An 18,447-nucleotide genomic window follows, 5' to 3' on the forward strand; every position below is an offset into this window, starting at 1 on the left:
GCCATGACCATTTTTCCCCTGCTCTCGACCCAGCACGACCACACGCCCGCCTATACGGAGCGCCTGGGCGCCCCTACAGGCAGCACTGTGCGTGTTCGGCTGCGCACGACCCTGCCCGTCACCGAGGTCAAATTTAAGCTGGTGCGGGTGGGCGAAATCGAAACGCATCCAGCGCGCGAGATTGACCCTGTGGGGGGCGCGCCGGGCCGCTGGTTCGAGGCCGACCTGCCAGTACATGAGGGCCGGGTGCTCTACGCCTGGCAGCTGAACTTCAGCAATGACCACCTGCACCTGACCGGGCTGGGCCTGCACCGCACGCGCCGGGGCTTCCGGTCCTGGTTCAGCTACCTGGCAGGGCACGTGGCCCCCGAATGGGCCTGGGAGAGCGTCTTTTACCAGATTTTCCCTGACCGCTTTCGCAACGGCGACCCCAGCAACGACGTGCAGACCGGCGAGTACCTGTACGGCGACCGGGTCGTGGAGCGGGTGGACTGGCACACCCCCATTGACGCCTGGGGCGACATTCACGGCCACTACGGCGGTGACCTGAACGGGATTACCCAGGCGCTGCCCTACCTGCAAGACCTGGGCGTGACCGGCCTGTGGCTGACCCCCATCTTCGTCTCGCCCAGCAACCACCGTTACGACATCACCAATTACCGCCACATTGATCCCCACCTGGGCGGCGACGAAGCCTGGACCGAACTGGCGGGCGCCACCGAAAGTGCTGGCATGAAGCTCGTGCTGGACGGGGTCTTTAACCATGTCGGCAACGAGAACGCCCTGTTCCGCGCGGCCCTGGAAGGCGACACAGCCCCCGAACGCAGTCTGTTTACCTGGCGTGACGAACCCGGCAAGCCGCCCTACCACGCTTTTTTTGATGTGCCCACGCTCCCCAAGATTGATTACCGCAACCCGGCTGCCGTGCAGGAGTTCTTCAGCGGCGAGGAATCGGTGGTGCGTCACTGGCTGCGCCGGGGCGCGGCGGGCTGGCGGCTGGACGTGGCCCACATGATTGGGACAGGCGGCACCGACGAGGACAACCTGCCCCTGCACCAGACCCTCAAGCGCGCCGCGCGCGAGGAGCGCCCCGACGCCTACGTGTTCGGCGAGCGCTTCTACGACCCCGAACACGCGCTGAACGGCCAGGGCGAGGACGGGTCCATGAATTACCACGGCTTCGGCCTGCCGGTGATGCAGTGGCTGGCGCGCGGTAACCTGCTGTTCGAACCCAGCGCCCTGGGCGGCGAGGAACTGGCGGACATGCTGTGGGACGCTTATCACGCGCTGCCGCCGCAAGTGGCCCTGAGCATGTTCAACGTGCTCGAATCCCACGATATTCCCCGCGCGCTGTACCGCGTGGGCAACGACCGCACGCTGTTTCTGGCGGCCTTCACGCTCCTGATGGGGTACGCAGGGGTGCCCTGCACCTACTACGGCTCGGAGGTGGGGCTGAGCCAGTCGCGGCGCGGCGCCATGCCCTGGTGCCGCGAACCGATGCCCTGGGATGAAGACGGCTGGGACCACAGCCTGCGCGGCGGGGTCAAGGCCCTGATTGCCGTGCGCCGCCGCACCCTGGCCCTGCAACGCGGCAACCTGCGCTTTCTACACGCCGAGGAGGACGCCGTGGCTTTCCTGCGTGAGTACACCCACGAAGACGGACACACCGACCGCGCTGTCGTCCTGGCGAGCCGCTGCCCCCAGTCCCACGAGGTGGCCCTGACCCTTCCCGGCAGCACCTGGCGCGACGCCATGACCGGCGAACCTCTGCGCGGCGGTCAGGTGACAGTGCAGGCGGCGGGAGGCCGGATTCTGGTCCAGTAACAGGGCGAAGGAAAGAGAAAAGAAGGTGGTGAACTCCGCTTCAGCACAGGGGTTGTCCATGAAAACGGGAGAGCGATCTGGCCAGACTGCCCCCTCCAAAGTCAGAGAATCGCGCAGCAGATCAGGTTCTGGGCGTGGCACTGGCCATTCGGTGCCTTTGCGGCTGGCTTGCCTGACACAGCGCACTTCCAAGAACCCTGTTCCACTTTCACTCCCTCCTCTCTTCTACTGACCACACAAGACCCTCCGCACGCTCCACGCTGTCCTCTGCGTTACACTTGTGCCACATGGCACATGCACACGACTCGGCGTTGTACGCGCAGTGGGTGGACTTGCTTGGCTGGCTGGAAGCCGGGGCCAGGGCACGCGGCTTGGGCTTTGAAAAGGTGGCGGACTTTCCCGATTACATCTACCGCATGGAGCGGCCGTATGACCTGCCCACCACGGTCATGAGTGTGCGGATCACGGCGGGCGGCCAGCCGCTGCTCATTGCTGCCGTCAGTCCCCGCCACGCCGACCTGAAAGCGGTGTCTCTGCGCCTGATGGGCGGCAGCAAGCACTGGCACCTGCACGCGGGCGAACATGTACTACTGGAAGGCAAGCGCCCGTTTACCCATCAGCGGCTAGAGATGCTCATGGACAGCGCGGTAAAGGGGCTCCAGGCGGTTTAGCAGCTAGCCTGAATCAGCACATCGAACCGTTTGAAGTGAGGCAACAAGAGATGCTTGGAACGGTGCCAGAAGTTCTCTGAGGACCCTAGCCAGGTTCAACGCCCTGAGCGCATCCAGGGCAAGACGGCCTAGACCGGCAGCGCACAGAGCAACTCGTCGCAACCATGCAGTGGGCTGTGTGGAATTGATCGGGCCGCCTTCCCAGCGATAGGGGAACAGAAGACCGCTGTGAGGCCATCCCAGAGACTCATCCAAAAGGAAGTCCCCTTGCTCTTAACCTTCCCTGGCTATCAGCACCTGCGAAGACAGAGACGACAACGCGGCTCACCCCCACTCGGATGAGCCGCGCCTATTTCCTTTGTTCTCTGTACTAAGCGCCCGCAAAGGCGATAAAGCCGGCCGTTATGCCTATCAGGGTGCCCACCAGCACTTCCAGGTAGGTGTGGCCCAGCAACACGCGCAGGGGCAGGGGCGCAAAGCCCTCGCGGACCACAGCGCGCAGTTCCTCGACCAGTTCGTTCAACAGCCGGGCCTGCTGGCCGCTGCTGTGCCGCACGCCCGTCGCGTCGTACATAACGATCAGGGCAAAGACGGCGCTCACGGCAAAAAGCGGGCTGCCCACCCCTTCGGTCAGCCCCACCCCCGTGGTCAGGGCCGCCACCATGGCGCTGTGACTGCTGGGCATCCCGCCCGTTTCCATGAAGGCCGAAGGGCGCCAGCGCCGTTCAATGAGCAGAATCAGCAGAACCTTCAGGACTTGGGCGCCAGTGCTGGACAACACGGCCACCCACAGCCAGCGGTTTTCGAGCAACTCAGCGAACGAGTTCACCAGCGGCCTCTTGACGCTGCGTTTCGGCAGCCAGCACGGTGTTCATCAGCAGCTGGGCCACCGTCATGGGCCCCACGCCGCCCGGCACCGGGGTCAGGGCGCCGGCCACCCCAGCCACGGCCGGATGCACGTCGCCGGTCAGGCGCCCCTTGCCGTCTTCCGTCGGAACGCGGTTAATGCCCACATCAATAACGGTGGCGCCGGGCTTCACCATCTCGGTGGTGACCAGATGGGCGCGGCCGACGGCCACCACCAGCAGGTCCGCCTCGCGCGTTACAGCGCCCAGGTCCGGGGTGCGGCTGTGAGCCAGCGTCACGGTGGCATCGGCGTTCAGCAGCAGCGCCGCCAGCGGCCGGCCCACCAGTGCGCTGCGGCCCACAATGACGGCGCGCCGTCCAGCCACCGGCACGCCGTAAAAGGCCAGCAGGGCCATCACACCCGCTGGAGTGCAGGGACGCAGGCCCGCCTGGGCAGTCCACAGGCGCCCCGTGCTGACCGGATGCAGGCCGTCCACATCCTTGCGTGGATCCACGGCAGTCAGGATGACCTCGGGGTTCAGGTGGGCTGGCAGGGGCAACTGCACCAGAATCCCGCTGACGGCCGGGTCGGCGTTCAGGGTCGCCAGCAGGGCCAGCACCTCCGCCTGGGCAGTGTCTTCGGGCAGGGCGTGAACCTGGCTGCTCAGGCCCACCTGGGTGGCCTTTTTTGCCTTGCCGCGCACATAAGCCACGCTGGCCGGGTCGTCCCCCACCCTCACCAGCGCCAGGTGGGGCGCAGCGGGCAGGGCTGCCGCGCGGCGAGCGGCTTCTTCGAGTAGAGCCTCGGCGGCGGGCGCGCCGGTCAGCGGCTGGGCCGCCGCGCCCACCGTCACTCGCGCGGCTCCGGGCTGGACGCGGGGGCCGGCTGTTCCTGAAGGCTGCGGCTCAGGCCAGCCAGCACCCCGTTGACAAAGCGGCCCGAATCGTCGCCGCCGAACTTACGCGCAATCCGCACCGCACTTTCAATGACGGGCGGGTGCGGCTCGCCGGTGTACATCATCTCGAAGGTGGCCAGGCGCAGAATATTCAGGTCGGTCTGGGCCATCTGGTCAAAACTCCAGCCACGGATGGTGCGGCGCAGCGTCGCGTCAATGTCTGGCCGCGCGGCGCTGATGCCCTGCACCAGGGTCTGGGCAAAGGTCAGGGCCTCATCATTCAGAGGAGCAAAGGTGTCGTCACCCGCACGCATGGCGCCTTCTGCGCGGGTAAAGACACTCTGCATGGGCAGGTCGCCCCGGTCTGCCTCGAACAGCACCCGGAAGGCAAACTCGCGCGCGGCGCGCCGGGTGCCGGTGGGGGCGGCGGCCTTTTCGCGGCGGCGGGTCACGCGGAGCTGCCTTTGGGCAGGCAGACGTTCTGCACGCTGACATTGACGGCCCGCACCTTCAGGCCCGTCATCAGTTCGATGTTCTCGCGCACCGCCTGCTGCACCTGTTCGGACAGGGCCACCAGGTTGCGGCCAAACTCGATGTTCAGGCCCACGTCCACCGTTACGTCCTGACCGTCGCGGGTCACGCGCAGGGCGCGCGGGCGGCGGCCAGGGGTCTGGCTGCGCAGCACCTCACCCACCTTCATGGGCGCGCTGGAGACCTCGGTGCCGTCTATGCCGTCCAACGTTGTGGCGGCGATGTCCATCAGGACATTTTTGCTGATTTCAATGTCGGGTGTTGCCATGCTCGTTTGCCTCCACGCGCGCCCCACAGAGGAAAGCGGGCCGCGCCAATAGGCTTCAGTGTATCCCGTTCGGCGTGAAGCAGGATTGATGGAGGTTGGCAAGAGAGCTGTGATGGACAGGCCCCGCGGCCTCACCTGAATAGGGAGGCGCCCATCCTCCGTGGGCTGCCCCCTCTGAAGTAGTGGGGCAAAGGGCCATTCCTCCCCTTCTCCTCCGCTCCGCTTAAGCCGGTTCGGGTGTCACGCCCTTCTCGGCCAGCAGGTCGGCCAGGCCAGCTTCGTCCAGCACCTTGACGCCCAGTTCCTGCGCCCGCGTCAGCTTGCTGCCCGCTTCTTCACCCGCCACCAGATAGCTGGTTTTGCCGGTGACCGAGCCTGTGACGCGCCCGCCTGCCGCTTCCAGCTGGGCCTTGATGGTGTCGCGTGGCCGGCCCAGCGTCCCCGTCAGTACGAAATTCAGGCCGCGCAGCTGCTCGCCGCGCGCCTCGGCCTCGCCCTGCGGGTCGATTCCGGCGGCGCGCAGCTTGGTCAGCAGCCGCACCGTCCCCTCTTCTTTTAATGCCACCGCCACCGACGCCCCAATAATCTTGCCCAGACCCGGCACCGCCTCGATCTGCTCGACCGTGGCGTTCATCAGGGCGTCCAGGCTGCCAAAGTTGCGGGCCAGCACCTGCGCGTTGCGCTCGCCCACATGCGGCAGCCCCAGCGCGTTGACCAGGCGCCACAGCGGCTGCGTCTTGCTGGCCGAGAGCTGCGCCAGGATGTTCTGCGCCTTTTTCTCGCCGCCGCGTTCCAGGCCCGCCAGCTGCTCTGCGGTCAGGCTGTAGAGGTCGGCGGCGTCCTGCACCAGGCCGGTGTGCAGCAACTGGGCAATCAGTTTTTCCCCGATGCCCTGAATGTCCATCGCCCCACGGGACACGAAATACTGAATCAGGCGGTAGCCCTGGGCGGGGCAGGCGGGGTTGACGCAGTAGGTGTTGGCGTCGTCCTCGTGGCGCACCGCAGGCTCTCCACATTCCGGGCAGGTGGTCGGGAACTCGTAGGGCGCGGCCTCCTGGGGCCGTTTCTCGACTACCACGCGCATAATCTGGGGAATCACGCCCCCCGATTTGCGGACCACCACCGTGTCACCAATGCGCAAGTCCAGCCCTGCGATGTAATCCTCGTTGTGCAGCGTGGCCTTGCTGACGGTGCTGCCCTCAATCAGGCGGGGCTGCAGGTGCGCCAGCGGCGCCAGCTTGCCGGTGCGGCCCACGTTGATGCTGATGCTTTCCAGCACCGTCTCCACTTCCTCGACCGGGAACTTGTAGGCAATGGCCCAGCGCGGCGCGCGGCTGGTAAAGCCCGCCTCTTCTTGCAGGCGCAGGGGGTCCAGTTTCAGGACGGTGCCGTCGGCATCAAATTCGAAGGCCTGACGCTGCGCTGTCATCTCGGCGTGGTAAGCCTCGGCTTCAGCCAGGCCGTGCAGAGTGCGGGTGTAGGGGCTGACCGGAAAGCCCTGCGCCGAGAGCCACGCCAGGACCTCACCCTGCGTCTGGGCGGGCACGCCGTCGCGCTTGCCCAGCGCGTAGAAGATAGCCTTCAGGTTGCGCGAGCGCGTGACCTCCGGGTCTTTTTGCCGCAGGGCCCCCGCCGCCCCGTTGCGCGGGTTTTTCAGCAGTGGCGTACCCAGTTCCTCGGCCTGGGCATTAAAGGCAGCAAAGTCGGCCCGGCTCATGTAGACCTCGCCTCGCACCTCCAGTTCGCCCTTCAGCCCTTCTATGCGGGTGGGAATGCCCGGCACCGTTGCCACCTGCGCCGTGACCATCTCGCCTGTCACGCCGTTGCCGCGCGTGGCGGCCCACTGCAAGGCGCCGTCCTTGTAATAGAGGTTGACGCTCAGGCCGTCAATTTTGATTTCGCCTGTAAAGGTCAGGTCATCGTGGTCAGCGGGCAGATTGAGGGCGCGGGTCAGTTTCTCGCGCCACTCGCCCAGCTCCTCGTCACTGAACACGTTGTCCAGGCTGGTCATGGGGGTGGGGTGATTGACCTGCACAAAGGCCGTGCTGGGCGCGCCGCCCACCGCCTGCGCCGGGGTCGCGCCCCCCAGAGCCGCCTGCCCCTCGGCCCATTCGGGGTGCTCGGCTTCCAGGGCGCGCAGTTCACGCACCAGGGCGTCATATTCAGCGTCCGGAATCAGGGGAGCGTCCAGTTCGTGGTACGCCTGATTGTGGCGGGCGACCTCGGCACTCAGGGCAAGATAACGGTCAAGCGCGGCCTGGCTCATGCGGGTCAGCATAGCGAGAAGTGGGCCGGAAAGCCGCCTGCTGTGCCTCATTCTTCAGAGACCCATCACGTCTCTTCGGTACCCTCAGAGGGTCACGTCCCCATCTATTCCTTTGTCAGACTCGCGTGACAGTCCAGACGTGAACATCCCCTCAAGAGTGTTCAAATCCGCCCTGACCCGATCCGCTTCACAACTGTGCCGCCGTCGGGTCTAGACAGCTGGCAATTTCCGTATACTCTGTTCAAGCATTTACCTGATTCCTGTTCCCGGAGGCCTTTGAAATGAAAAAGATTCTGACCCTTGCCCTTGCCCTGACCGCCACGGTCGCCTCTGCCCAGAGCCTGCGCGTCGGCCTCGCCTACGACGCCGGCGGCAAGTTCGACAAGAGCTTCAACCAGAGCGCCTACGAAGGCAGCCAGCGCGCCGTCAAGGCCTTTGGCGTCCAGACCAAGGACTTCGAGCCCAGCGACCCCAGCCAGACCATTCAGGGCATCCGCTCGTTTGCCAACGAAGGCTTTGACCTGACCGTGGGCGTGGGCTTTGCCAACAACGCCAGCATCAGCCAGGTCGCCAAGGAAAACCCCGACCTGTTCTTCGGTCTGGTGGACGACGTGTCCCCCCAGAAGAACGTCGCCAGCCTGGTGTTTCAGGAAGAGCAGGGCAGCTACCTCGTGGGCTACCTGGCCGCGCTGAACTCCTCGACCGGCGTGCTGGGCTTCGTGGGCGGCATGGACATCCCCCTGATCCACAAGTTCGAGGCTGGCTACGCGGCGGGCGCCAAGGCCGCCAACCCCAAAGTGCGCGTCATTGCGCAGTACGTGGGCACCACCCCTGACGCCTGGAACAACCCCGCCAAGGCCAAGGAAATCGCCGGCAGCATGCGCGCCAAGGGTGCAGACATCATCTTCGCCGCCGCCGGTGCGTCGGGCAACGGCGTGATCGACTACATCAAGCAGACGCAGTGCCTCAAGGCCGCGAACCTGCCCGCCGGCGTGAAGTTCAACACCAACAACTTCGCCAGCATCAAGAAGAGCGCCACCTACACCAAGGCCTGCGCTGGCAACACCCGGCCCCTGTTCTTCATCGGCGTGGACAAGAACCAGAACCCCCAGGGTGACTTTGACGGCAACGCCGCCACCATGAACCACGGCCTGACCTCCATGCTCAAGCGCGTGGACAACGCCGTGTACGCCCTGATCAAGGACGTGCAGGAAGACAAGTTCAAGGGTGGCGAGCGCCGCTTCGGTCTGAAGGAAGGCGGCGTGGGCTACGCCGTGGACCAGTACAACAAGGGCCTGATCACCAGCGCCCAAGTGGCCCGCGTGGAGGCCGTCAAGGCCAAGATCATCAGCGGCGCCATCAAGGTTCCGACCAAGTAAGTCTCCGCTGTTCTGACTGGCGCGCTCCGAGTGGGCGCGTCAGTTTTTGTTGTTTCAGAGCTTGATGGCAGGAATGCACATAGGTAGAGGCGCGCCGCCCCTCTCATCTATCCGCCAGTTCGTTTGTGCTTTATCGGCTGCAGGGCTTTTCCGGTTGCCTTGAATGCCCTTACCATTGGCTCTCGGCGTCTGCTTCCGAGACTGCCCAACAACAGAAAAAGGCCGAGCTACGACGCGCCCGGCCGCTCTCCTTGACAGCCTTTATCGGTCGTTGCCCGTCCCAGTCGTCAGGGGCTGGCCGCGCTCGTCTACCAGCGTCACGCGGGCGTAGGTGCCCGGCACGCGAATGATGGTGTAAGGGCTCGTGATGACCTGCGTGGTCAGGCTGCCCTCGGCGGGCGCCCCCACACGCACGGTCACGGTCAGGGTGCCATTGTTGGCGCTGACGCCCGTCACGCGAACGCTATAGCCGCCCGTGGCCCGCTGGCCCAGGAAGACGCCTACGACGGTGTTGCCACTCAGGGCGCTGGTGACGGCAGCCGGGACGCTGCTCAGCCCAGCCTGGGCATATAGAGAGGCGACCGCAGCGGCACCAGAGGCCACCTGAGCCCCTGCAGTCGTGACGCGGGCCTGCGTGCCACTGGTCAGTTCGGTAAAGGTCACGCGGGTGCCTCCTGGGGTGGTGGGCGTTGGGGTAGACGGGGTGCCGCCCGTCGGCAGGGCCGTGACCGCGACGTTGGGCAGAATGTACAGCCCGGTACGCAGGTATTCCGAGGGCGCCGGCTCGACGGTCAGGGGCGCATCGGGGAGGCTAGTGCTGCTCAGGACAGCCACCGCCAGATTGCCCTGGCCCAGCAGTTCGCTTCCCAGCGCCCGCGCCTCCTCGGGGGTGAGCGAGCCAGCACCCATTAGCCCCTCTACGGGCGTTCCCGAGACCGTACCCTGCACGCCGCTGAGTTTCAGCCAGGTCCGGCCATCGGTGTAATACACCGCGCTCAGGCTGGCGCCAGGCTGAGGCGTGACCGAAAACAGGCCGCTGGGCGCGCGAGTCACGCTCAGCTTCTGGGCGGTCACAGTGGTGGGCAGGCGGTAGGTGGCCTGGCCATTGACACTGAGGGTGCCGGGCAGGGCCAGGCCGCCGCTGGCCTGAGCGCGCAGGTCAGCGGCCACGCCGCCCAGTTTGACGCTGGTCTGGGCGCCGCCCTGCGGTGCACCGTAGACCCAGACGACCCGCTCCTGGGTGCCGCCGTACAGCAGCGCCTCGTGAACCCGGAGATTGCTGGGGCCGGACATGGTGCAGGCACTGAGGCCAGCGGTGAGCAGGAGGAAAGGCACAACCTTTGTCTTCATGGTGCCCAGCTTAAGAACTGCGCCTGATGAGGGCCTGAACCGCACCTTGACGAAATGCAGAGGCTAGGGCGAAAGAGGGAGAGACCAGAGACTTCTTTCGCTCACCGCGAAACCTAGAGCGACTGAGGGAAAGGCTCTCAATCACCTTGAGGCAGATGCAGTGAGTCTCTGCACTAAAGAGCAGCAGCAGTGGAACCCTCGGGCGCCCTTGGGGTGGAACTGGCCGCCGCTTCAGAAAGAAATAGGCCTGGGAGCGGCACGACGATCAAGACGCCACTGCAATTATTTCTTCTGCTCAGCCTGCTGGCTTGGCGTTGTCATGGCAAACACGCCCGAGACGAACTCTGTCTATATTCATTCACAAATCGGAACAGAGACGATTGGTCAACTCCACCGCTGAAACTCGTTTTTCTCCTTCTCGCTCTGCTGGGCCACTTTGTCAGTCCGCTCAGATTCAGTCGTTTTTGCAAACGGTTTCATCGGAGTCCAGCTAAGCGAACCCATATCTGGCTCAGCCAGAGCAACTAACGCCTCTGATTGGTGTCAGCCAGCTTCAATTCTTCCCCGCCGCTCTTACAGAGTCTCGACCTGTTCCGCACCCAGAAACGTCCGGTAGCGTTCGAGTTCGCGGGTCAGGCCCCGGACAAACGTGGCGGTGCGGCGCACACCGGGGACCAGTCCCACCTCGGCCTGCAGGGTCTCGCCCTTGACCTGAAGATTGGCCCAGCCCACCGCCCGCTCGGCTTGAAAGACAGGCAGGGCGTAGTACCCCATGACCCGCTTGGGCGCGGGCGTATACGCCTCGAAACGGTAGGTCCAGCCGTATAGGTGGGTAAAGCGCCGCCGGTCCCACACCAGTGGGTCAAACGGGCCCACAATCCGCACGCCGCTGGGCGCCGGACCGTCCAGTGGCAGGCCCGCAGGCCAGACATACCGCACGCCGTCTATCTGCCCGCGGCCCAGGTCTTCTTTCACAGCCTGACGAAAGGCCCCCTTGAGCGCACCGTGCAAGTGCGGGAAGCCGAAATGCGACAGGTTCACCAGATAGCTCAGGCTGGCTTCGGGCAGGGGACCATACAGGGCGGCCAGCAGCTGCACGGCCCCGTGCAGGCGCTCGGATTCCGGGAGGGGTGAGTGCCGCAGGGCCGCTAGATGAGGCGCGGGACCGTACACCCGGACCCCACCGTCACGGCGCACGACCCGGACCTCACCCTGACGGTGCAGGGTCTCCAGGGCGCGGGTGGTCGCACTGGACTGACCGCCCCAGGCATTCACCGTGGCCCCCTGGCCCAGGCGCGCGGCGACCTCGCGCGGGTGCCATTCGGTCTGTTCCTCACCAGCCAGCACCAGTGCCCGGACCTCTTCGACCAGCCCTGGGTGCGCCTGCATGACGCGGGTCACGACTTCGCGCGGGTGCAACAGCGCCTGCACCCGCCGGGGCATGAACCCGTAGTTGGGCAGCATATCTTCTTCAATATCCAGGGTGGGATACAGCCGCTCCAGGTCACCCGCACGGTAACCCGGCACCCGCGCCATCAGCGTCAGGTCCTGGGCACGCGCGGGCGCCCGGATAGGGTCGGCCTGCACGAAGCCCATGTGGTTTAGCGCAGTCTGCACGTCCGGCTGCGGCGCCAGCGTGGCCAGCGCAGCGGCCCGCAGCGTGGCCAGGGTGGGGGTCATGCGGGGCAGCGTAGCAAACAGAGAGGCGGTGAGCAGAACGCAGAAAAAAGAAGAGGCCGGGCACCTGGCCCAGCCTCCTTGTGTGGAACGGTTTCTCCAGCAGGGGCGCCCGCCCACAGTGTGGGGGAGGCGTTACGCCTGGCCTCCCTCAGCCCTTCTTTACTTGATGGTCCCGTTCAGACCATTGGGGTAGAAGCCGCCCTTGCTGGCGCCGGGGGCCAGGTAGACGATATTCAGGACCTCGCGGGTGGTGCGGGGGTAAGCCACGCCGTTGCGGTCGGCTGGGGCGAACACAGCCATGCCAGCGGCGTCCGTCAGCCCGGCGTCTTTCATGCCGCCCACCTTGCCGCGCAGGCTGCTGATGGCCTGCACGACCTGGCCCACGTACAGCCCGGCCGCCGCCGTGACCTGACGCTGCTGATACAGCATGGTGCGGATGGCGCCGCCGTGGTAAGCCTCCACCGCCAGAATGCCGGCCGCCGCTTGCAGGTACGCCGGACTGGTGATCAGGGTAGCCGCGCCGTTGTAGGCCGTGACCCCCACATCCTCAAAAATAAAGGCGCCGTGTAGGAAGAACAGGTCGTTCAGGTAAGGGTTGAAGCCAGTGATCTTGCCGCCCGACGCTGCGTTTCCGGCGGCCCGGAACGCCCCGTTGAGGTCTAGTACGGGACGGGGAGCGGCCGCCTTGCCCAGCGCGCCGTGCAGGAACTTCACATGCTGCAACTCGTCCTCGGCAATGTCGCGGGCCAGCGCCTGCACATTGGCGTCCTTGAACTGCATGCCGCGGTCCTGGTCCAGCCCTGTCGGGAGCAGGATGTTGGCGCCGCCGCCAATCGCGCGCAGTTCCTTGATCCGGCCCACGGCCGCCAGGTAAAAGGCCGCTTCCAGATATTCGAGGTTCAGGGCAAAGTTCAGTACGTCGGCGTCAATATTCTTGGCGGGCGCGGCGACGGCAGCCCCACCTAGCCCCAGCGCGGCGGTCCCCAGGCCCACTTTGCCCAACAGGCCCAGCGCAGCGCGGCGGTTCAGAGCAGAATCGGGGACAGGCAGAATTTGGTCAGACATGAGAACTCCTTGAGACAGAGGCACCCCTGAACGCTGCCGGCGTGGCAGGTCCACTGTGGGGCCAAGAGGTCGGGAAACAGGGCCTCACCACGCCGGGGCGGGATGGGGGCGGCTTGACATCAGGCTGTATGCAGCTGGGTGCCAAGTGGATTGCCGGTGGTGCAATTCTAAAGTTCAGGTGAAGAGAAGCTGCGCACCCCTAACAGCCTGGGTAGAGTGAAGGGCATGACAGCCCCGACCCTCTTTGAGCGCATCATTGCCCGCGCCTTGCCCAGCGAGATTGTCTACGAGGACGAGCGGTACATCGCCATCCGCGACATTGCCCCCAAGGCGCCCATTCATCTGCTGGTCATCCCGAAAAAGGTCACGGCCCGCCTGGACGACATCACCGACACGGCCGAACTGGGCGACCTGTGGCAGACCGCCATCAAGGTGGCGCGGCAACACGCGCAGGATTACCGCCTGGTCGTGAATTGCGGCGAGGGCGGCGGCCAGGTGGTCTTCCATACCCATATTCATGTGCTGGCCGGCTGGGACGGCGCCCCGGAGAGCGACACCTGATGACCCTGCCTTTTGACGCTGTACTGTTTGACCTGGACGGCGTGCTGGTAGACACCGAGGCGCTGATTGGTGCCCTGTGGGCCGATATTTTTGCTGGACAGGGCCTGAATCTCAGCGCCCCGGACATCACGCGCCTGACTTCTGGACAGCGCTTTGAGGGGGTCTTGAAAGCCCTGGAAGAGGGGCGGGGCTGGAAGGCCCCCGAAGATTTTCTGCCGCTGCTGAACAGCCGCTTTGACGCCGCCTTTGACCATGTGCCGCCGCTTGAGGGCGCCGCTGACACCCTGCGGGCGCTGGAGGCGGCTGGCGTGCCCTTTGCCGTCGCCAGCAACAGCGAGCGCCACCGCCTGCAGCTGAAACTGCGCGGCGCGGGGCTGGACGAGGTGCTGGCCGGGCGGGCCTACGACCCCGCACATGTGGGCGGGCGGGGCAAACCGCAGCCAGAACTGTACCTGTATGCCGCCGGGCAACTGGGCGCCCACCCCAGCCGCTGCCTGGTCATTGAGGACAGCGTGCCGGGCGCGGCAGCGGGCCTGGCGGCGGGCATGACGGTCTGGGGTCTGCTGGCCGGCGGCCATATTCTGCCGGAGGACGAGGCGCGGCTGCGCGAACTGGGCGTGGCACGCCTGCTGTATTCACACCAGGACCTGCGTGTAGCACTGGGCCTGAGCGCGGTAGGAGCACAGAGGTAATTTGGCCGGCGGCCTCCCCTCTAGGCTGCCACTTGACTTCAAAGTCTACATATGTTGTTTATAGGACATGCCTCCTCGTCCTTACAGCAGTCCGCCCACGCGCGCCGTCCTAACCGCCCTGCAAGCCCAGTATCCCGCCCACACCTACGGCTACGACCTGAGCAAAGCCACAGGGCTGAAAAGTGGCACCCTCTACCCCATCCTCCAGCGCCTGCACGAGCAAGGTTATCTGGACGCCGAGTGGCAGGACTCGCCCCATCCGGGCAAGCCGCCGCGCCACATCTACCGCCTGACGGCAAGGGGGCTGGACCTGGCCCGCGAACGCCAGAACGAAGTCGCCCAACCGACCCGCGTCACTAAAGCCAAAGGAGCGCTGACATGACCCCTGAGGACTGGAAAGCTGGGATGACCAATGAGGCGGACAGTGTGAATGACGCCGCGTGGTCGCAGGACACCGTGCGGGCGGCGCGGCACCTGCGGCCCCGAGCCCTATGGCGGGATTGTGTGGCCACCAGCGGCGCCGTGATTGGCCTGGCTCTGCCACTGGCGGCGGGTCTGTGGCTCCTGCCGGGCCACCCCAGCAGTGAGCAAGTGGCCTGGTTCAACCTGAACGCCGTGGTGTTCACCCTGGTGGCCGGGGCCATCGTGGGGGCAGGCCAGGTCCGTTGGCGTGCAGCTCTGGCCGCGTTTGCGCTGTTTCCGCTGTGGTTCTGGCTGCTGCTGGCCTGTGCCCAGACCTTCGTTGGCTGGACTGGCGCCGCCCTGAGCCTCAGCAGCACACTGCTGCTTGGCCCTGGGGTGCCGCTGCTTGCCTGGCTGGGCGGCGCTTCCTGGCGCCTGGCCCGCCCCCAGCGACGGAGGCTCACATGACCCCCGACGACTGGACGGCCGGCATGGAGAACGAGGCGGCAAGTGTTGGGGATCCCAGGTGGTCGCAGGAAACATGGCAGGCCGCGCGGCTACAGCCGCGACCACTGGTTCAGCAGGTGCTGGTCTACGGCAGCTTCCTTGTTGCCCTGGGCTTTCTCAACACGCTCCTGATGGATAGCGCCCTGCGGTTTTCCGTACTTCAGCAGCACAACCCCCTGGGCAGATGGGCTATAAACACCCTGCATTACCCTGGCCTCATTGACCTGACGCATCTGCTGCTGCCAGCACTCTTCGTAGCTGCGCTGGCCACATTACGATTTATCCCCTTGGCCCTGCTGACCATGAGTGCTTTGTCGTTCTTGCCCATGGAGGGCGGAGCCTGGCTGTATGCCCAAACACATGATCCTCTCTCCTACCAGACGCAAAGTGGAATAGAGCGGATCAATCTGGTGAGCTACACCGGGATAACAGCCCCCGCTTTCATCCTCTGGAACACGGCACTCATTGGCCTGGCCACGTACTTGGGCCAGGGCTTTCGCCTGATGCTCACTCGGAGAACACCGTGACTCACGATGACTGATCAGCCGGCAGACAGAACGAGGCCGTAGGCGCAACGGACCCGCAACAGTCACGGACCACGCGCCTCAATGCGCCTTTCGTGCACCACCGATCTCTTCTGCAAGCAGCGCCGGCCTTCGCCTTCCTGAGCAGTGGCCTGGCACAAGGACGGCAGTTGGTCTGGGCCACCCAAGCGCCTGCCCAGTTGTAGAGAGGAATACTGAGCGGAGGACTGACTTTCAGAGGCGTCAACAGGACATGGGTGAGGACGCCTCTGCTTCAGACCCACTGGCCTGGGCAGGCTGTCACCTGGCTGGGGCTCGACGACCTGAGGGCAATCACGATCCTACCTGTGCTGGCAGTGTGCCCACATCTTTGCGTTTTCTGCTGTGGGCGCATTGATCACACAAGTCCACGGGCCGCCTGATGTTCCCAGGCGGCCCGCACTGCTGTCTTCAGCTTTACGCCAGCGGCAATTCAATCATGCCGCCGGGGCCTTCTTTGTCCTTGCCTTCCATGCGGGCGGTCACAGCCAGGCCCGTGGGGGTCTGGGCCAGGCCACCGTCGGCCGTCTCACGCAGGGCGGCAGGCATCATGCGGCCCACCGAGGCCATCGCGCCAATGACTTCATCGGGGGGAATAAAGGATTCCAGCTGCGCCAGAGCCAGTTGCGCGGCACTAACGGCATGCACAGCAAAAAAGGCGTTGCGGCTCACGCAGGGCACCTCCACGTACCCCCCCACGGGGTCGCACACCAGGCCAATAGTGTTCATCAGGGCCAGGCTGGCCGCGTGCACGGCCGCGCGGGGCGTGCCGCCCAGCAGTTCCACGACAGCGGCAGCAGCCATCGCAGCGCTGGAGCCGATTTCAGCCTGGCAGCCGCCCGCCGCGCCCGAGATGAACATGCGCTTACTGATAGCCTTGCCAATCCCCGCCGCCAGAATCATGGGGTCCACCAGACGCTCATCGGGCAGGCCCAGATGGTCGGCCACGCCAATCAGGGCGCCGGGGATGGTGCCTGCGCTGCCCGCCGTGGGCGCGGCCACGATGCGCCCCATGCGGGCATTTTCTTCGTTGACAGCCATGGCATACGCCTGCACCCGCTTGAGTAGAGGCGCGTTCAGGGCGTCGGGGGCGTCCCACAGGCCCTTGGCGTTCCAGCCCACCATGCCGGTGATGCTCTTGGCGTCGCTCTCAAGGCCGCGCTCGATGCTGGCGCGCATCTCACGGATACGGCGCAGCATCTCGGCGCGGATGTCGTCGGGGTTCAGGCCGGTTTCTTGACAGTCCTGGGCCAGCACCCACGCAGAGGCGGGAGCGGGGGCGTTCATCAGGTCATTCAGGGTCGTCATGGAGGGGTCCTCGGGGTAGAAAGGGCGTGAACAACGGGCCTTTCATGGTACGCGCCGCCCTCTGTGGCCGAATCAGGAACAGATGAAAACGTCCATACGCTTTGGACACTAGAGGCTGAGGGTCACCTTTCCTGGGCGGCCCGCAGCAACTCGCCGCCCCGCACCATCTCGACCAGTTTCAGGAGGTCGGGGCGGTAATAGCGGTCACTGGTCATGTTGGGAATCTGCACGCGGATGTGCTCCCATGCGGCCTGGACCCCGCGCCCGGCACGCAACTGCTGGAAGTCCAGTGCCTGCGCCGCACACATCAGCTCGATGGCCACCACGTTCTGCACGTTCTCCAGAATCTGCCGCAGTTGCCGCGCGCCGTGGGCGCCCATCGACACGTGGTCTTCCTGGTTGGCGCTGGTGGGAATGGTGTCCACGCTGGCGGGGTGGGCCAGCACCTTGTTCTCGCTGACCAGGGCGGCGGCCGTGTACTGAGCGATCATGAAGCCGCTGTTCAGCCCGCCCTGGGGCGTCAGGAAGCCCGGCAGCCCCGACAGCGCGGGGTTCAGGAGCTGCTCGCAGCGCCGCTCGGAGATGCTGCCCAGCTCGGCCACTGCTACCTTCAGGGCATCGGCGGTCACCGCCAGCGGCTGCCCGTGAAAGTTGCCCCCCGAGACGACCTCGCCCGTGTCTGGGAAGATCAGCGGGTTGTCGGTGACTGACGCCAGTTCGGTGTCCAGCACACGCCCAGCCTGCTCCAGAGCGTCCAGGCTGGCCCCATGAACCTGCGGCGCGGCGCGCAGCGAGTAGGCGTCCTGCACTTTGCCGTCCCCCACCAGATGCGACGGCGCAATCTGCGAGTCGCGCAGGAAAGCGCGCAGCTCAGCAGCTACTGCCACCGCGCCGGGGTGCGGGCGCAGGCCCACCACATCGGCCTGGAAGGGGCGGTGAGAACCGTACATGGCTTCTACCGTCATGGCGGCGGCCAGATTGGCGGTGCCCAGCAGGGTGCGGGCATCCGCCAGGGCCAGCGCCAGCAGGCTGCCCATAAGTTGCGTGCCGTTGATCAGGGCCAGACCCTCTTTGGCCTGAAGCTGGAGGGGGCTCAGGTTCAGTTCAGCCAGCACCTCGCCACTCGGGCGCACCTGGCCCCTCAACTCCACCTCGCCCATCCCGATGAGCGCCAGCGCCAGGTGGGCCAGCGGCGCCAGGTCGCCCGACGCGCCCACGCTGCCCTGCGCGGGGATGACTGGGTGCGCCTCAGCATTCAAGAGGGCCAGCAGTAATTCGACGACCTCGGGCCGCACACCAGAGTGGCCCAGCGCCAGCGACTGCGCCCGCAGCAGGATCATGCCGCGCACGACCTCGGTGGGCAGCGGGTCACCCACACCAATGGCGTGCGACATGATGAGGTTGTGCTGGAGCTGTTCGAGCCCCTCACGCGGCACCTGCACGCTGGCAAACTTGCCGAAGCCGGTGTTGACACCGTAGACCGGCTGGTCGCCGTCCACGATGCGCTCGATGACCGCGCGGGCACGCTGAATACGCTCGCGGGCGGCGGGAGCGAGCTGCACCTTTTCGCCGCCACGGACGACAGAGAGAAAATGGTCGAGGGTCAGGTGTTGATCGAGAATCATGGGGAACCTCATC

18 protein-coding genes are annotated in these 18,447 nt (G+C 65.6%); 8 read left to right on the forward strand and 10 right to left on the reverse strand.

Annotation, left to right across the window (positions count from 1 at the left end; genetic code table 11):
• The first annotated feature begins 3 nt into the window (after positions 1–3).
• Both K7W42_RS01090 and K7W42_RS01095 read left to right on the forward strand, forming a co-directional pair.
• A complete protein-coding gene (locus K7W42_RS01090; RefSeq protein WP_224571541.1) occupies positions 4–1,824 on the forward strand; it encodes an alpha-amylase family glycosyl hydrolase in 1,821 nt (606 codons plus the stop codon).
• A gap of 287 nt (positions 1,825–2,111) precedes the next feature.
• Positions 2,112–2,495 (forward strand): NADH-quinone oxidoreductase subunit 15, encoded by a 384-nt coding sequence (locus K7W42_RS01095; RefSeq protein WP_224571542.1) that lies wholly within the window; start codon positions 2,112–2,114, stop codon positions 2,493–2,495.
• Positions 2,496–2,865: 370 nt separating this feature from the next.
• Here K7W42_RS01095 and K7W42_RS01100 read toward each other — a convergent pair whose 3' ends face one another.
• From K7W42_RS01100 to ligA, 5 genes are all read right to left on the reverse strand, one after another.
• Positions 2,866–3,324 (reverse strand): divergent PAP2 family protein, encoded by a 459-nt coding sequence (locus K7W42_RS01100; protein ID WP_224571543.1) that lies wholly within the window; start codon positions 3,322–3,324, stop codon positions 2,866–2,868.
• On the reverse strand, positions 3,308–4,195 hold the full coding sequence (folD, locus tag K7W42_RS01105) for a bifunctional methylenetetrahydrofolate dehydrogenase/methenyltetrahydrofolate cyclohydrolase FolD (protein WP_224571544.1): 888 nt from the start codon (positions 4,193–4,195) through the stop codon (positions 3,308–3,310). Before folD ends, K7W42_RS01100 begins: the two co-directional genes overlap by 17 nt.
• Positions 4,192–4,689 (reverse strand): transcription antitermination factor NusB, encoded by a 498-nt coding sequence (nusB, locus tag K7W42_RS01110; protein ID WP_224571545.1) that lies wholly within the window; start codon positions 4,687–4,689, stop codon positions 4,192–4,194. Before nusB ends, folD begins: the two co-directional genes overlap by 4 nt.
• A complete protein-coding gene (locus K7W42_RS01115) occupies positions 4,686–5,036 on the reverse strand; it encodes an Asp23/Gls24 family envelope stress response protein (protein WP_157461351.1) in 351 nt (116 codons plus the stop codon). The genes nusB and K7W42_RS01115 overlap by 4 nt, the downstream gene beginning before the upstream one ends.
• Positions 5,037–5,259: 223 nt before the next feature.
• Positions 5,260–7,302, reverse strand: a complete 2,043-nt coding sequence (ligA, locus tag K7W42_RS01120) for an NAD-dependent DNA ligase LigA (protein ID WP_224571546.1) — start codon at positions 7,300–7,302, stop codon at positions 5,260–5,262.
• A gap of 281 nt (positions 7,303–7,583) precedes the next feature.
• Between ligA and K7W42_RS01125 the strand changes: the two genes are divergently transcribed.
• On the forward strand, positions 7,584–8,681 hold the full coding sequence (locus K7W42_RS01125) for a BMP family lipoprotein (protein ID WP_224571547.1): 1,098 nt from the start codon (positions 7,584–7,586) through the stop codon (positions 8,679–8,681).
• A gap of 261 nt (positions 8,682–8,942) precedes the next feature.
• On the opposite strand, the gene K7W42_RS01130 is transcribed toward K7W42_RS01125, so the two are convergent.
• The 3 genes from K7W42_RS01130 to K7W42_RS01140 form a co-directional block, all read right to left on the reverse strand.
• A complete protein-coding gene (locus K7W42_RS01130; protein ID WP_224571548.1) occupies positions 8,943–10,031 on the reverse strand; it encodes a protease complex subunit PrcB family protein in 1,089 nt (362 codons plus the stop codon).
• A 573-nt stretch (positions 10,032–10,604) separates the two neighbouring features.
• Positions 10,605–11,711, reverse strand: a complete 1,107-nt coding sequence (locus K7W42_RS01135) for a DNA glycosylase AlkZ-like family protein (protein ID WP_224571549.1) — start codon at positions 11,709–11,711, stop codon at positions 10,605–10,607.
• A gap of 159 nt (positions 11,712–11,870) precedes the next feature.
• The gene (locus K7W42_RS01140; protein ID WP_224571550.1) at positions 11,871–12,776 is read right to left on the reverse strand and encodes a ferritin-like domain-containing protein; all 906 of its coding nucleotides are present in this window, start codon (positions 12,774–12,776) and stop codon (positions 11,871–11,873) included.
• Between the two features lie 225 nt (positions 12,777–13,001).
• Here K7W42_RS01140 and K7W42_RS01145 point away from each other — a divergent pair, with 225 nt between their 5' ends.
• The 5 genes from K7W42_RS01145 to K7W42_RS01165 all read left to right on the forward strand — a co-directional run bounded on the left by K7W42_RS01145 (position 13,002) and on the right by K7W42_RS01165 (position 15,465).
• On the forward strand, positions 13,002–13,337 hold the full coding sequence (locus tag K7W42_RS01145; RefSeq protein ID WP_224571551.1) for a histidine triad nucleotide-binding protein: 336 nt from the start codon (positions 13,002–13,004) through the stop codon (positions 13,335–13,337).
• Positions 13,337–14,029 (forward strand): HAD family hydrolase, encoded by a 693-nt coding sequence (locus K7W42_RS01150; RefSeq protein WP_224571552.1) that lies wholly within the window; start codon positions 13,337–13,339, stop codon positions 14,027–14,029. The genes K7W42_RS01145 and K7W42_RS01150 overlap by 1 nt, the downstream gene beginning before the upstream one ends.
• 67 nt (positions 14,030–14,096) lie before the next feature.
• Positions 14,097–14,411, forward strand: coding sequence for a PadR family transcriptional regulator (locus K7W42_RS01155; RefSeq protein ID WP_224571553.1), 315 nt, complete (start codon positions 14,097–14,099; stop codon positions 14,409–14,411).
• Positions 14,408–14,899, forward strand: a complete 492-nt coding sequence (locus tag K7W42_RS01160) for a hypothetical protein (RefSeq protein WP_224571554.1) — start codon at positions 14,408–14,410, stop codon at positions 14,897–14,899. The genes K7W42_RS01155 and K7W42_RS01160 overlap by 4 nt, the downstream gene beginning before the upstream one ends.
• Complete coding sequence (locus K7W42_RS01165; protein ID WP_224571555.1) at positions 14,896–15,465, forward strand: hypothetical protein; 570 nt, start codon at positions 14,896–14,898, stop codon at positions 15,463–15,465. The genes K7W42_RS01160 and K7W42_RS01165 overlap by 4 nt, the downstream gene beginning before the upstream one ends.
• Positions 15,466–15,918: 453 nt before the next feature.
• On the opposite strand, the gene sdaAA is transcribed toward K7W42_RS01165, so the two are convergent.
• Entirely contained in the window at positions 15,919–16,809 is an 891-nt protein-coding gene (gene sdaAA / locus K7W42_RS01170; RefSeq protein ID WP_224571556.1) for an L-serine ammonia-lyase, iron-sulfur-dependent, subunit alpha, read from the reverse strand.
• 122 nt (positions 16,810–16,931) lie between these two features.
• On the reverse strand, positions 16,932–18,434 hold the full coding sequence (hutH, locus tag K7W42_RS01175) for a histidine ammonia-lyase (RefSeq protein WP_224571557.1): 1,503 nt from the start codon (positions 18,432–18,434) through the stop codon (positions 16,932–16,934).
• Positions 18,435–18,447 lie beyond the last annotated feature (13 nt).

The organism is Deinococcus betulae (assembly GCF_020166395.1).
Classification (GTDB): Bacteria; Deinococcota; Deinococci; order Deinococcales; family Deinococcaceae; genus Deinococcus; species Deinococcus betulae.

Coding starts and splice junctions, on each gene's coding strand:
- K7W42_RS01095 (WP_224571542.1), top strand. CDS start 2,112: ATGGCACATGCACACGACTCGGCGTTGTACGCGCAGTGGGTGGACTTG.
- K7W42_RS01140 (WP_224571550.1), bottom strand. CDS start 12,776: ATGTCTGACCAAATTCTGCCTGTCCCCGATTCTGCTCTGAACCGCCGC.
- K7W42_RS01135 (WP_224571549.1), bottom strand. CDS start 11,711: ATGACCCCCACCCTGGCCACGCTGCGGGCCGCTGCGCTGGCCACGCTG.
- K7W42_RS01150 (WP_224571552.1), top strand. CDS start 13,337: ATGACCCTGCCTTTTGACGCTGTACTGTTTGACCTGGACGGCGTGCTG.
- K7W42_RS01145 (WP_224571551.1), top strand. CDS start 13,002: ATGACAGCCCCGACCCTCTTTGAGCGCATCATTGCCCGCGCCTTGCCC.
- hutH (WP_224571557.1), bottom strand. CDS start 18,434: ATGATTCTCGATCAACACCTGACCCTCGACCATTTTCTCTCTGTCGTC.
- K7W42_RS01155 (WP_224571553.1), top strand. CDS start 14,097: ATGCCTCCTCGTCCTTACAGCAGTCCGCCCACGCGCGCCGTCCTAACC.
- K7W42_RS01125 (WP_224571547.1), top strand. CDS start 7,584: ATGAAAAAGATTCTGACCCTTGCCCTTGCCCTGACCGCCACGGTCGCC.
- K7W42_RS01115 (WP_157461351.1), bottom strand. CDS start 5,036: ATGGCAACACCCGACATTGAAATCAGCAAAAATGTCCTGATGGACATC.
- K7W42_RS01090 (WP_224571541.1), top strand. CDS start 4: ATGACCATTTTTCCCCTGCTCTCGACCCAGCACGACCACACGCCCGCC.
- sdaAA (WP_224571556.1), bottom strand. CDS start 16,809: ATGACGACCCTGAATGACCTGATGAACGCCCCCGCTCCCGCCTCTGCG.
- ligA (WP_224571546.1), bottom strand. CDS start 7,302: ATGAGCCAGGCCGCGCTTGACCGTTATCTTGCCCTGAGTGCCGAGGTC.
- K7W42_RS01160 (WP_224571554.1), top strand. CDS start 14,408: ATGACCCCTGAGGACTGGAAAGCTGGGATGACCAATGAGGCGGACAGT.
- K7W42_RS01130 (WP_224571548.1), bottom strand. CDS start 10,031: ATGAAGACAAAGGTTGTGCCTTTCCTCCTGCTCACCGCTGGCCTCAGT.
- K7W42_RS01165 (WP_224571555.1), top strand. CDS start 14,896: ATGACCCCCGACGACTGGACGGCCGGCATGGAGAACGAGGCGGCAAGT.